General features: G+C 60.6%; 9 protein-coding genes. 4 read left to right on the forward strand and 5 right to left on the reverse strand.

From position 1 onward, the window contains the following. The first annotated feature begins 65 nt into the window (after window positions 1-65). A complete protein-coding gene (locus tag Q0837_RS16215) occupies window positions 66-464 on the forward strand; it encodes a thioesterase family protein (protein WP_298471147.1) in 399 nt (132 codons plus the stop codon). Here Q0837_RS16215 and Q0837_RS16220 read toward each other — a convergent pair. After that, on the reverse strand, window positions 461-2,116 hold the full coding sequence (locus tag Q0837_RS16220; RefSeq protein WP_298471148.1) for a diguanylate cyclase: 1,656 nt from the start codon (window positions 2,114-2,116) through the stop codon (window positions 461-463). The two genes, Q0837_RS16215 and Q0837_RS16220, sit on opposite strands and share 4 nt — an antisense overlap. A 201-nt stretch (window positions 2,117-2,317) precedes the next feature. On the opposite strand from Q0837_RS16220, the gene Q0837_RS16225 reads away from it, so the two are divergent. Both Q0837_RS16225 and Q0837_RS16230 read left to right on the forward strand, forming a co-directional pair. Beyond that, window positions 2,318-3,418: a substrate-binding domain-containing protein gene (locus Q0837_RS16225; protein ID WP_298471150.1), complete on the forward strand. Its 1,101-nt coding sequence runs from the start codon at window positions 2,318-2,320 to the stop codon at window positions 3,416-3,418. A 40-nt stretch (window positions 3,419-3,458) separates the two neighbouring features. Continuing rightward, the gene (locus Q0837_RS16230) at window positions 3,459-4,529 is read left to right on the forward strand and encodes a substrate-binding domain-containing protein (RefSeq protein ID WP_298471151.1); all 1,071 of its coding nucleotides are present in this window, start codon (window positions 3,459-3,461) and stop codon (window positions 4,527-4,529) included. 24 nt (window positions 4,530-4,553) lie between these two features. Here the strand turns inward: Q0837_RS16230 and Q0837_RS16235 are convergent, their stop codons facing one another. The 3 genes from Q0837_RS16235 to Q0837_RS16245 form a co-directional block, all read right to left on the reverse strand. After that, the gene (locus Q0837_RS16235) at window positions 4,554-7,208 is read right to left on the reverse strand and encodes a DEAD/DEAH box helicase family protein (RefSeq protein WP_298471152.1); all 2,655 of its coding nucleotides are present in this window, start codon (window positions 7,206-7,208) and stop codon (window positions 4,554-4,556) included. A gap of 60 nt (window positions 7,209-7,268) precedes the next feature. Then, entirely contained in the window at window positions 7,269-9,665 is a 2,397-nt protein-coding gene (locus Q0837_RS16240; RefSeq protein WP_298471154.1) for a DNA translocase FtsK 4TM domain-containing protein, read from the reverse strand. 85 nt (window positions 9,666-9,750) lie between these two features. After that, window positions 9,751-10,311 carry a thiamine phosphate synthase gene (locus Q0837_RS16245; RefSeq protein WP_298471155.1) on the reverse strand — a complete coding sequence of 187 codons (561 nt, stop codon included), beginning with the start codon at window positions 10,309-10,311 and terminating at the stop codon, window positions 9,751-9,753. Between Q0837_RS16245 and Q0837_RS16250 the strand changes: the two genes are divergently transcribed. Next, the gene (locus Q0837_RS16250) at window positions 10,310-10,972 is read left to right on the forward strand and encodes a YggS family pyridoxal phosphate-dependent enzyme (protein WP_298471156.1); all 663 of its coding nucleotides are present in this window, start codon (window positions 10,310-10,312) and stop codon (window positions 10,970-10,972) included. The two genes, Q0837_RS16245 and Q0837_RS16250, sit on opposite strands and share 2 nt — an antisense overlap. Window positions 10,973-11,136: 164 nt before the next feature. Here Q0837_RS16250 and Q0837_RS16255 read toward each other — a convergent pair whose 3' ends face one another. Next, window positions 11,137-13,863, reverse strand: a complete 2,727-nt coding sequence (locus Q0837_RS16255; RefSeq protein ID WP_298471157.1) for a TonB-dependent siderophore receptor — start codon at window positions 13,861-13,863, stop codon at window positions 11,137-11,139. Window positions 13,864-13,896: the final 33 nt, after the last annotated feature.

Below are 13,896 nucleotides of genomic sequence, written 5' to 3' on the forward strand. Positions count from 1 at the left end.
ATGAGGCAATGCATGCGCACGCCAACCCACCCCCCGGCCCCCTCCCGCAAGCGGACGGGGGAGCAATGACCACTCGCTTCACCCGAACCTTCACCGCCGCGCCGGAGCACATTGACGAGCTTGGCCACGTCAACAATTCGGTCTGGGTGCAGTGGATTCAAGACCTCGCCACCCAGCACTGGGCGGCTGTTGCGGACCCGGATCATCATGCGGCGTTCTTCTGGGTCGTGATCCGGCACGAGATCGATTATCGCGGCAATATTGCCGAGGGCGAGAGTGCGACCGGCGCAACCTGGATTCCCGATCCGCCCAAAGGCGCAAAATCGCTGCGCTGTGTCGAGTTTACCGATGAGGCGGGCAAGGTGCTGGTCTCGGCACGCACAACATGGGCGATGCTTGACAAGGCCAGCGGGCGGCTTGCTCGCGTAAGGCCAGAGGTGATCGCGCCGTTTCTTGAAAGCTAGGCGGCAGCCGCTTCTTCGGGGCGCTGGCTCAATGGCGGAGCGCACACGCCCATCTGCTCGTGCAGCATCCGATTCCGTCCCGAGGCCTTGGCTTCATAGAGCAGCGCATCGGCACGGGCGTAAACCTCGTCGAAGGCGACCTTTGCATCCGCTCCGCCTGGCATTTCGATCACACCCATGCTCGCCGTCACAGGGTGATCGAGCCCCTCGACGTCGCTCCCAACACGCATGGGTATCGATTGTCTCAGCGCCTCGGCACGCTGCACCGATTGCGCACCGCGCAGCATGATGACGAATTCTTCCCCGCCCAAGCGCATCGCCATCGTGTCGCGATCCGAGCCTCGGATCGCTTCGGCGCAGGCGGTCAAGACCGTATCGCCGACCAGATGACCATAGCGGTCGTTGATGTCCTTGAAGTGGTCGAGATCAATCAGCGCGAAAGTATCGAAGCCTTCTTCGCGCAGTTCTCCGAAGCGGGTGTCGAGGATGCGGCGGTTGTGCAGCCCAGTGAGCGCGTCATGTTCGGCCATGTCGCCGAGCTCGTCCATAACAGCATGGGCGTGATCGCGTTCGCGCTTCAGCGCGAGGAAACGGCTGGCGACCCCCAGCCCCGTGGCGCATACCTCGATCAGGGTGGCCGCAATCAGCAGTTCGTTGGCGTCAATTGTGGGCACGCCGGGCAGGGTAAAGCTGACGACCCGGATCATCGCGACAAACAGCAGTGGGCTCAGGCCAATCGCAAGGAAACGCGCGGTGCGGCTGCCATTGCGCAAAGCTGTGTAGAGCATGGCCACCACGGCAATACCGAGTGGCGCACCGGATGTGAAATAGAACACCGACGGCCAACGCCCCAGTCCTTCTATCCCTGCAAGGTGGACGCAGGATATCGCGACAAATGCCAGCGTCAGCCACACTATGGTCGCTCGGAGCCAGCTTGGCACACGATCAGGTTCTATGAATCGCAATGAGAACATCACCGCGGCAAAAACCATCAGGCTGAAGCTGCCGATGGTCACTGCCCTCACCATTGGCAGGTTGATCTGAACGAATGCGACATAAAGGCCGTAGCTGCACACCAACTGCACGGCGAGAGTGATGACCAGTAGGGCGTGCCATAGCATGAAGGTTTCGCGCAGAATTCGGTAGCCCACCAGATCAAACAGGATCGGCATCAACATCATGCCCGTGAACAGTGCGACGACAATCAACAGCCCGATATCGGCGCGGCTCGATCCGGGAAGCTGATCGGCTAGGTGCAGATAGTCGAAAGTTGTCGCTTGTGTGGCCCCTTCGATCACGACGTAGACAGCGCTCGCCTGTCCTTCGTGATCCGGCAGCGGGACAGCAAACTGGCGGTCGAAGAAAGTTGCTTCAATGTTGTCGAAATCGGTGTGCGACCAGCTGACCCCGGAAGCGGTTTCAACCCCGATGCTCATGCTGGAAAATTTCGCTGCGCGGCTTATGGCGAAGCGCGGTTCATTCTCCGGCGCGATGTCCAATCGGACGACGTTACGCCAGGCGTCGAGATTGATTGCAGTGCGATCACACTTCCACTCAATTTGACCTTCCGGGATTCTTTCCAGACCGATATCGGGCGGAACCGAGGCGAAGCAGGGCGTTTCTGCCCGCGCAGAGGCAATCGGAAACGCCATCGCGGCGGCAAAAAGCAACGCAATCACGGGCGCAAAAAGCTTCGAGAGGGTGGGGATTCCCATCCCAAGCGCTTTAGCCTTGAGGGGTTGCAATGCTCTTAACCATGAGCTCCCTTGATCGGTGCTGGGCAGAGCGCGCGTCACGTCCGTGTCATAGTTGGGTCTTAGCCTGCGGAATGCATTTTGACTTTGGGGACAGACATGAGTGAGCGCCGCGCACGTATCGGGATGATTGTCGGCATGCTTGGTGCCGCGTCATTAACGCTTGTCGGCTGCGACAGCGGCGGCGGATCGCGCGAATCCATTCGCGCAGTTGGCTCCTCGACGGTCTATCCCTTCGCCAAACAAACCGCAGAAAGCTTCGCCCGCTCCAATCCCGAATACAATTCCCCGCTGATCGAGCAGACCGGCACGGGCGGCGGGATGCAGCTTTTCTGCTCCGGCGTGGGTGCGGATACGCCCGACATGGCCAACGCGTCGCGCCGGATGAAGCTCAGCGAATTCGACAAATGTCAGGCCAATAACGTCAAAGACATCATCGAACTCCAAGTCGGGCTCGACGGGATCGCCTTCGCCTCAGCAATTGGCGGAATTCAGCTGAATCTCTCGCCCAAGACTGTTTACGAAGCGCTGGCTGCGCGCCCTTATGGCGAAGAGCAGACTGCGCAGACCTGGGCAGATGTCGATCCGTCACTGCCCGATGAACCCATTCTAGTGTACGGCCCGCCGAGCACATCGGGCACGCGCGACGCGCTGAAAGAACTCGTGCTGGAGGCTGGCTGCGACACCAATCCGGCGATGAAAGCGCTCAAGGAAAGCGACGAGGATGAGCACCAGAAGATTTGCACCGAAGTGCGATCCGATGGCGCCTATTCCGATCAGGGCGAACAGGACAATCTCATCGTTCAGAAGATCGAAGCCAATCCGCGCACCATCGGGGTTTTTGGTTTCTCGTATCTCGATGAAAATTCCGACAAGGTGCAAGGCCTGCCGATGAACGGTGTCGATCCGACTTACGACAACATTGCGAGCTTCGATTATCCGGGCGCTCGCCCGCTCTATGTCTATGTGAAGAAAGCGCATATGCGCGCCATCCCCGGCCTTGATCTCTATCTGCAGGAATGGGTCAAGAACTGGACCAAAGATGGGCCGCTGGCCAAGATTGGTCTGGTCGCGTCACCGTCCGAGGAAATGAGCCTGAACGAGCGGCGCGTGAATGAATTGCTGACGATGACCCGCGAAGACCTGACAGGTGAAGCGCCAGCGGAAGCACCCGCAGAAGCCGCGCTGCAAGAGAACTGACCGAAACACTCGCCACCCCCCGATGACACTGGAGGACCCGATGAACACGAAAACCCCCCGATCGAACCTTCTTAGAGATTCGCGCCTCCTTTTGGTCGGCGCATCACTGGCGATACTGGCAGCCTGCGGTGAAACCGAGGAAGACGCCGGCGTCGACGCCATTTCGATAGTCGGATCATCGACGGTTTTCCCCTTTGCCGAGAAGGTTGCGGCGGACTTCGTCGCGGCGAATGAAGGCATGGCGGCCCCTTCCATCGAATCCACCGGTTCGACCGAGGGGATCGAGACATTCTGCGCGGGCGAAGGCCCTGACACGCCCGACATCGTCAACGCTTCACGCCGGATGACCGTCACCGAATTCAACGGTTGCAGCAATAACGGCGTCTCCGAGATCATCGAGATCAAGGTTGGACGTGACGGGATCGCTTTTGCCTCGTCGATCGATGACGGGATCGAGATCGAGTTGTCGCCGAGCATCATTTACCGCGCGCTTGCGGCGAACCCGTTCGGCGAAGAACAAACCGCCGCCAATTGGTCGGACGTCGATGGCTCGCTGCCGAACGAGCCGATCACCGTCTACGGACCTCCGGCGACATCGGGCACGCGTGACGCGCTGCTCGACATCATTCTGCAGCCCGCCTGCACAACCAACGGCGCGATGGCGGCGCTGGAGGAAAGCGACCCGACTGCATTCGAACAAAACTGCCACGCCCTGCGCGGAGACAGCGCGTATATCGATCAAGGCGAACAGGACGATCTGATCGTCCGTAAGATCGCCAACAATCCGCGCGCAATTGGCATGTTCGGCTATTCGTATCTCGAAGAAAATCCCGACAGCGTGAAGGCGCTACCCGTCGGCGGCGTTCTGCCAACAGCAGAGACCATCGCCGATGAAAGCTATCCCGCATCGCGCCCGCTCTACATCTATGTGAAAAAGGCGCATATCGGTGTGACGCCGGGCATTCAGGAATACCTGAACCAATGGTCGCAAAGCTGGAGCGCGGGCGGTCCGCTGACCGCGATTGGCCTGGTCCCGGCTTCCGATGAGGTGCAAGCCGCCAGCGCCGAGACAGTCAGCAATTTGACGGTGATGAACAGCGAAGGGTTCTAGTCGCACGGTGGCTCTGAGCGTGGCCTAGAGCCATGCCGACCTTCGATCCACCGAGCGCTGGAACCCTGCTGCGAGCGATTTCATCCGCGCCCGCAGCAGCACCTGTCTGCCTTCGCGGTTGCGGGTGAAGACGAGCTTGGACGAGCCGATCTGGGACTTCCAGATAGTCAGGAAGGCCTCGGCATATTCCTTGCGCGCACCGAGCGCCGCAGGAACTGCATGGTAGTCGGTCCGCCGTTTCGGGCCGAGCCACGATTTGCGCACCAATAGGTAACGCGGGTTCTGGACCGGCCCGAGCACTTCCGCGATGGCCTGCATGACCGCACGCTCGGCCGCGCGGCTGACGCCTGCGACGATAACATCCTTGCGTCCGTCGACGCTGGTTCGGATGTCGATCCGCGCGGCGTCGACTTCCGAAGCGGCAATGATCTTCGCTTCGGCGAGACCACGAAGGATCGCTTGCGCCACTTCGCCGAGGCTTCCCTCGAGCGATCCATTGCGCCAGGCGAGCCGAGCGGCTTTGGCAAGGCGGGGCAGGCTGGCGAGCGTTGCTATACCGGCGGCGCCCATCGCGACCATGCCGAGCCCTTCGAACGATGCGACCGCGCGCAGTTCGTTTCCCGCGACCAAAGCGGCGGTGCTTCCTGCGCTCCATGCAGCGGAATGGAGGGTGTCGAACCAGCTCAGGCGCCGCGGCGCATAGTTGGGCGCGGCGGTTTCGCGCACTCGAGAGCGCGCTTCTCCATCACCCAGTGAAGTAGACCATTTCGACGCGATGCCCGCGCGGTCCGCCGCTATGGCGAAGGCTTGCCGGTTCAAAGTGGCAATGCTCTGCGCCGGATCGATGTCCAACCGCCCGAGCCCGCTTTCGATCAATCTCGCCTCGCCGTTCGAAATACACTCGAACGCTCGAAATCGCCTTGCGACCACGCCGATATCGGACACGCCGCCAGAACCACCATCGTTGAACGCGCCCCAATTAAGTGACGCCGTGACCGCCTGCGCCAAGGTGCTCTCATCAGGCTCTATCGTTGCGAGATGCCAGATATTGGCGACCTTATCCGGCTGGTGCGGGTCGATCCGGATCGCCCGGCCGCGCATCTGGTTCGACAGCATGAAGGACGCGGTGTTGCTGGCCAACACAAGGCTGTTGAGCGCGGGCGCGTCCCATCCCTGCCCTAGCAGCGACTGAGTACCGACCAGTATCCGAACTTCGCCACTTAGAAACAGCGCAGTGACAAGCCTGATCTGGTCAGCGCTGTTGCCTCCCACAGGCTGCAGCTCGACATGCCCGGGGCACGCCTTAATGTCTTTGCAGCGAACGGAACCGCGCGGCATCCCCAGTCTTTCGGCGACCTCTCCGAGCGCCTCCATGGCCGAGCGCGGGATGATTACCAGACTGCCGGTCAATACACCGATCTTCGCTTCCGCTATGCCAGCCCGTCGCAGGCTTTCGAAGATTGGGATCACGCCCAGCTTCGCAGGCTTGAATTCGGCCTCGGGGCTGCGCGGCAACTCGCCTGCGCGAATATGATCGGACAGCACCACCATCCGCAGCTCGTCGCCCAGCTTACCGTGTTCCGTTTCGGCGATCTCTGCGATGCTATCGAGTTTGGCAAGGCTGGAAGCCAGCAGGCGAAACACCGAGCGGGTATGCTGGAGCCGTACCTTGCCACCTTCGATCAGACCGTGACGCTGCAGACGATTGTGCAATGTCTCTCGCCGCTCCTGGTCCAGCACAAAAACCTGTTTGTGCCGGAACAACAGACCGTCAAGCAGCCGCTCCAGCCAGAACAGCGACGGGCGAGGGAGATCGCTTGCGGAAACGCCAAGCAGATCGAGCGGTTCACGCGGTAGTTTCCGCCCAGCCGAACCAAGCAAAATGAGCGCCGCCGAAAGCATTTCCGGCGCTTCGAGGATGTCTTCGATATGCGCGTCGGGATCGGTCAGCCAAGGGTGCCGGGCGAGCCATTCAAGCAATTCGTCGTCATTGATCAATTCCAGTTGGAGATCGCCGATTGCCTTGTGCCGCCGTGCGAGCACTGCGAGTGCATCCTCGGTCGGGCGCGAGAGCACCAGATGATCCTGATGCGGGCACAGGTCTCCGTTACGTACCAGTTCCGGGATGCCGATTTCGAGATCGATGGGGCCGCATAGCGCCTCGTACCGCTTCCACTCGGCGAAGCTAGCATCGTAGGGCGGCGTGGCGGTCAGCGCGACGATGGTCACGTCGTTCAACTCTTTCGCCAACCGGTCGAGGCACTCCCACCATGCCCGGCGCAGGTGATGCGCTTCATCGAGCACCAGCGTGAGCGGGCCCTTTTCGTTCAAGGTCGCGATCAGATCCGTCAGATCGTCGCTGCGCCGAAAGCTGTCGAGCGACTGATAGGTCGAAAGGGTTAAGGCGCGCGGATCGGCAAGATTGCGAGAGATGTCGTTTTCAGGCGGCATCTCTGCCATGAACAGCGGCACCAGCCGCTCGCCCCATTGATCGCGAATGGCCAGACTTGGCGCGAAAACCAGCGCTGGCTTGCCAAGCTGCCGGACGATTTCGAGACCGAGCACCGTCTTGCCTGCACCGGGCGCGGCGACGACGTGCAGCCGATCGTCCCCTAGGTGACTTTCCATTTCAGCGAGGACGCGCGCCTGATATTCGCGCCATTCGCCGGCGAACTGCATCCTGCCGATCACGGATAGTGAACTGTCGCTGGGGCTAATCGGCCTGACCCGTGTGCCGCATCAAAGTGGATTGCCATCCTGATCGCGGAAGATCTCTCGGCGGCCGACATGGTTGGCGGGTCCGACGAGACCTTCGCTTTCCATCCGCTCGATCCATTTGGCGGCGGTGTTGTAGCCGACACCCATCTGGCGCTGGAGCCACGAACCGGACGCCTTCTGATTCTCGATCACGATCTGGCAGGCCTGACGATACTTGCGCTCTTCCGGGCTGTCCGAAGCGGTCAAATCGTCTTCGAAGTTCAATCCGCCGCCATCTTCGGGTTCTTCGGTGACGGCATCGACATATTCAGGCGAACCTTGTGCGCGCCAGAAATCGGCGACCGCTTCGACTTCCTCATCCGAAACGAATGGGCCGTGCACACGCACCATCGCGCCTGTGTTCGGCTTGTAGAGCATATCGCCCTTGCCCAGCAGCTGTTCGGCGCCCTGTTCGCCCAGGATCGTGCGGCTGTCGATCCGGCTGGTGACCTTGAAGCTGATCCGGGTTGGCAGGTTGGCCTTGATCACGCCGGTGATGACGTCGACTGAAGGGCGCTGGGTGGCCATGATCAGATGGATGCCGGCGGCGCGTGATTTCTGGCTAAGCCGCTGGATCAGTACTTCGATTTCCTTGCCGACCGTCACCATCAAATCGGCAAGTTCGTCGACGATCAGCACGATCTGTGGCAGCGGCTGGTAATCGAGCTGTTCTTCTTCGTAGAGCTGCTCGCCCGTGTCTGGATCGAAGCCGGTCTGCACCCTGCGGCCTAGCGGTTTGCCTTTCGCGGCGGCAGCGCGGACTTTGTCGTTGAAGCTGTTGATGTTGCGCGAATTGATCGAGCTCATCATCCGATACCGGCGCTCCATCTCCTCGACCGCCCATTTGAGTGCGCGGACCGACTTGTGAGGCTCGGTCACTACTGGCGAGAGCAGGTGCGGAATATCGTCGTAGCTCTTCAGCTCGAGCACTTTGGGATCGATCAGGATCAAACGGCATTCGGCGGGCGTGAAATGATACAGCAGGCTGAGCAGGATACAGTTCAGCCCGACCGACTTGCCCGACCCGGTCGTCCCGGCCACCAGCAAGTGCGGCATGGCCGCAAGGTCGGCGATGATCGGTTCGCCTGCGATATCCTTACCCAAAATGATCGGCAGATTGCCTTTGGATTCCGCAAAAGCAGCGCAAGCGGCGAGCTCCTTCAGCATCACCATCTGGCGGTCGGCATTGGGCAGTTCGATGCCCATCACGGTTTTGCCGGGGATCGGTGAGACGCGGGCCGAGATCGCCGACATGTTGCGGGCGATATCTTCGGCCAGGCCAACCACGCGGCTGGCTTTGATACCGGGAGCAGGCTCCAGCTCGTACATCGTCACAACCGGCCCGGTGCGAACGGCGGTGATCTCACCCTTTACGTTGAAATCATCGAGCACGTTTTCGAGCAGCCGGGCGTTGCGTTCGAGCGCGAGCTTATCGAGCTTGGGCGCGTTGTCGGATGGAATCTCGGCCAGCAATTCGAGGCTGGGCAGCTCGTAATTGGCGAACATGTCGCGCTGGTTTTGCTTTGCCGGAGCGGCCTTTTTCGGCGGTGCCGACGGATCTGTAATTTCTGGCGATCGGCGTGGTGCCGGTTCGGCGCGGGCTTCCGCTTCCACCTTGGGCTTGCGGCGCGATTTGGGAGCGGCCACCGCGTCATCAATTTCGCGTCCCGGCAGGGCCAGTTGCCCGGACCGTCTGAAGAAGGGCAGTTTCGATAGAATTCCGTCACCGTCAGTCAGGAAATTGGGCAGTGTCAGCAATGCCCGCCAATCGATCGCGAAAACCCGCGTCAGTAGGCCAGTGGCCCCGGCGAGGCATGCAAGCGCAAAGCCAAGGATCACCCAGCCTGATGCGCTTTCGCCCAGCCGCGAGGCTAACGCCTCGATAGCAGACGCGCCGAGCAAGCCGGAAACTCCGCCTAATTGCGCGGGCAAAGTGCCGCCTGCATTGTCGAAGGCGAGCGACAGGACCGTGCCGAACAGCACCATGGCGATGAGCAGCAAACCGGTGGGCAGCCACCAGCGCGTGCTCTCATCCACGCTTTCCAGATCGTCGTCATTCTCGACGTCGCGCCACAGTTTGCGCGCGGAGATGTAGAGCAATGGGAGCAAAAGGATTGCTGGCAGACCAAAGGCGAACAGCACGCGGTCTGCGGTCCAGGCACCGGCGCTGCCCATCCAGTTGCTGATCTGGTCGGGTGCTGCAGCGGTCGAAGGGCTGGGGTCGGTCTGGGTGTAGCTGATCAGCGAAAGCGTGAGGAAAATCATCGCCATCAACAGCACACCGGCGCCTGTCATCTGCGCGGCGCGGCGCAGCGAACGGCGCAGTCCGGCGCGCCAGTCTGCGGTCGATTTACGGGTGTTGATTGCTCGCGAAGCCATGACTTTGCCTTTGGACCCTCCTATCGGAACACACCATGAATCCTAGGCGAGTCCGGGTCAAGCGCCCTGAGATGGGGTGAGCGAGCTAACTCAGGCCGTCGATCGCGGCCCAACGCGGCCATTTTAGCGACCAAGCGCGTTCGGTCGACATCCCGCCGAGCGCGATTACAGGGACTTGCGAGTGTTCTGCCAGCAGTCGGAATTGCGCCGGTCCGAGCACTTTGTCTCCGGGATGCGACGTGGTTGGGAAAACCGGAGACAACAGAACCGCATCCGCTCCAAGCCGGTTCGCAATTCCGATCTCTGCAAGGTTATGCGCCGTCGCCAGATGCAGCATATCCCGACGGCGCGGACATAGCGAGCGAGGCGATCCGTAGATCCCATCTGCGCCCCATTCGGTCGCGGTCAGTGCGCTGTCGGCGAGTATCACCGTATGATCGCATGCGCGCGCGACACGGCACAAGGTGCGGAACCGGTCCCAACGGTTGGGATCATCGAGGTGATAGTGGCGGTAAATAAAGCCGGACCCGCGCGGCAGCCCACGCAGCGCGCTTTCCAGAACGGCATCGTTCCGCTCATCGGAGATAAGCCAGATGTCAGGCAGGGACTGGTTTCGCGCCATTCGCGCGCTATATCGCGCCGCCATGGAAAGTGCAGCAACTCGTCTCGCAGAAGTCGACGCCAATATCGCGCGCATGTGCAAAATCGCCCGCCGCAAACGCGAGGATGTGACCCTGATCGCAGTCAGCAAGACCCATCCGACTGAGCGGATCGCTCCGCTGCTAGAGGCAGGGCACCGTGTGTTCGGCGAAAACCGCGTTCAGGAAGCGCAAGGCAAATGGCCGGAATTGCGCGAAGCCTATCCCGACGCCGAGCTGCACCTGATTGGCCAGTTGCAATCGAACAAGGCCGAAGACGCGGTGGATATGTTTGACTGCATCCACGCGCTCGACAGGATGAGCCTGCTCAAGGCGCTCGCCAAGGCGATGGACAAGGCGGGCAAGCGCGTGCCGTGCTTCGTTCAGGTCAATATCGGAGACGAGGACCAGAAAGGCGGTTGCCCGATCAGCGAAGTACCGGAGTTTATCGGCAAGGTGCGCGACGCCGACATTCCTGTCGCCGGATTGATGTGCCTGCCGCCCGCCGTCATCGAACCTGCGCCGTTCTTTGCACTGCTCGCGAAGCTGGCTGACGACAATGGCGTCGAAGGTCTGAGCATGGGCATGAGCGGAGATTATGAAACTGCGGTTCAACTCGGTGCGACACATGTCCGGGTTGGGACGGCGTTGTTCGGGGCGCGTTCATAGCTAACGGCCAAGCCACCCACACCCTCCGCCCTTCCACCCGGATAGTGTCCCGGTAGGTTCCGGGTGGAAGGGCGGAGGGTGTGGGTGGCTACGGCGACGCCAAAAAAGAAAGGGCGCCCTGTTGCCAGAGCGCCCTTCCTACTTCAGCCTGAAGTCAGGCGGCGTTAGAATTCGCCGGTCAATCCAACTGTGACCAATGCTCCGCGCGGATCATGGACGCGGCTGTCAAAGCCGCCATTGGTCGCGACGCGAGGTGCCGTCACATCGAAGATGTTACGGGCGCCAACGGTCAGTTGCAGCAGCTTGTCGCGATCGAAGAATTCATTGATCGCGACGCTGTATTGAACATCGACCCGGAAATCGCTGTCGATGTCCGCTCCGCCATTCTGATCATCGAGGTAGCTGTCGATGTAGCGACCAAAGATGTTGAGCGAGTGTGCGCCGGTTTCAAACTGCAGCCCTGCATTGAAGCGCAGGTCCGGAGTTGGTGAGCCGAAATTGGTGAAGTTGCGGTTGCCCGCACCATCAATGATCGGACCGCCAACTGCTGTCTGGAGATCGTATTCGATCACGTAGTTGCCTTCGAAGCTCGGCGTGATTGTGCCGAAGCCGGCATCGATCCGATAGCGGACCGAAAAATCGATCCCGGACGTGGTGACGCTGGCTGCGTTTACGTAGCTGTTGTTGACCTGGATGATCGTACCAGCCGGGCTCCGAATGATGTTGGGTCCGTTCGGATCAGCATTCACGATCGATTGCGCTGCGGTCTGAACGATCGCATCCTGGAATTCGAAGTTGTAGTAATCGGCGCTGATCTCGAACCCGAAAATCGGCTCGATGGTGAAGCCGAGGTTATAGGCGGTAGAGTCCTCAGGGATGAGGTTCGGGTTGCCGACCGCGCGCACAGCGACGAAGGCATTGGCCCCGCCATTGGCCGGGTCCGAAACCTGTTGCAGCGTGGTCGATTGGCCCTGCAGCTGGAAGGTCGACGGTGCACGGAACGAGGTCGAGAACGACCCACGCAGCGAGATCCAATCGGCTGGGCGCAACAGCACAGCAATCTTGGGATCGAGCGTGCTGCCCCCTTCATCGCCATAATCTTCAAACCGCAGCGCTAGTTGCAGTTCTGCCCAATCGAGGACGGGAACATTCAATTCGCCGAAAATGGCGTAGACATCTTGCCCGCCAGAGAAGGCCTGCTCACCGATCAGGAAGGCAAAGCCATCATTGAGGGTGATGTCATCGAAGTCCGCCGAAATCCGCTGGTCGCGATATTGCGCACCGATCGCGATGCCGACGGGGCCAGCTGGAAGGTCAAACAGCTCGCCCGACACGAAACCTTCAGCGACGAACAATTCCGCACCGCGGTTCGAAGTCGAGAACTCGGTGACGTAATCGAGCAGCGCCGCATTGGCGTTAACTCCGCCAGCCAAAGCTGTCGCGAAGGGATTGAAGAACGTTCCGTCGGCAGGAATTGCCGCGCCATTGGCGGTCAGGAACGGGTTGCTGGCAGTACAATCGAGCCCCGTTGCTGCGTTGAACGCGGGGCTGGCATTGAAGCCGCGCAGCGAACACGCGAACCGATCACGCACGGTGTCTTCGGTGTTGGCCGTAAAGCTGTTGTCGGCATAGGTCAGGCTGACATTCCAGAGGCCGTTCGTCAGGAAGCCGTCGAAGTCGCCTTCCAGCGTGCTTGAAATCCGCAATGTCTCGGATTCGAAGGAAGCCGGTGAGACTTCGCCGCCATTGCCGCTGGCACGGCCGAAGAACACGACATTGGCGCCGAAAGGGTTGTTCGGGTTGAATGTAGGGACAACCGCTTGGCCCAACTGCAGGAACGGGAAGGTCGGCGAGTTGCCACGAACCGCTTCGTTGTTGGAGTAACCGACTTCGGCGCTGAAACGCACGCTGTCCGACAGGTCTGCATTGGCTGCGACAAAGGCGGTAACGCGCTGCTCGTCCGGGACGAGGTTGAAGAACTCACCAAAATCGAAACCGCAGAAACCGATGCCTTGTGGAACCAGTGCAGCGGTTGCCGCGCTCGCTGGGCTCGGGAATCCGCCTGCGCCCGCGCAACCCGGATCAATGAATGGTGCGCCTGCGGGAACGCCCGGTACCCCGAAGAAGGCGCCAGGATTACCAAGCGCGGACGTATCGTCTGCTGGCTCAGACAGGCGGCGCTCAGCGGTCGTGAGCGGAGAGCGGTCGATATAGCTGATCGCGCCAATCAGGTTGAAGTCACCGACTTCAAATCCGGCCAGAGCCTGAATGTTGTATTCCGAGTAGTTTCCGGTCCCGAGGTGGTCGGTGTATTCTCCGGAAACCAGAAGCCCTTCGTAATTGTCGCGCGTGATGAAGTTCACCACGCCTGCAACTGCGTCCGAACCATACAGCGAGGACGCGCCGTCCTTCAGGATCTCGACCCGCTCGACCGCGATCAGCGGTACCAGCGAACTGGTATCGACAAAGTTGATGCCGTCATTGGTCGGGGCGGACGACAAAGTTTGCCGTTTCCCGTTCAGCAGGATCAGAGTCGAGGCAACGCCCAGACCGCGCAGGTTGATATTCGATGTGCCCGTCGTTCCGCCTTGGGTGAAAGCGTCAGGGTTGTTTTGCGCGCCACTGTTGATGGTGAGCGATTGGGCGATTTCGCCGATGTTCTGCGCGCCAATGTCCGAAATCGCTTCCTGACCAATTGTCGCCAGCGGCGATGCCAGATCGCCCTGTGACTGGCGGCGGATGCGCGAACCGGTGACGAGAATTGTATTCTCGGCGGCCTCAGCGCCTTCCTCGGTCGCGTCAGCATCTTGTGCTTGAGCGGCAAAGGGGAACGTAGCTGCGGTGCAAAGTAGAAGTGCGGTTAGGGACCGCGCGGGGGTAAGCAGTGCCATTTTTTCTCTCTCCCAGAGATTAGGGCGACGGGA

Source organism: uncultured Erythrobacter sp., from assembly GCF_947499705.1.
Lineage (GTDB): Bacteria > Pseudomonadota > Alphaproteobacteria > Sphingomonadales > Sphingomonadaceae > Erythrobacter.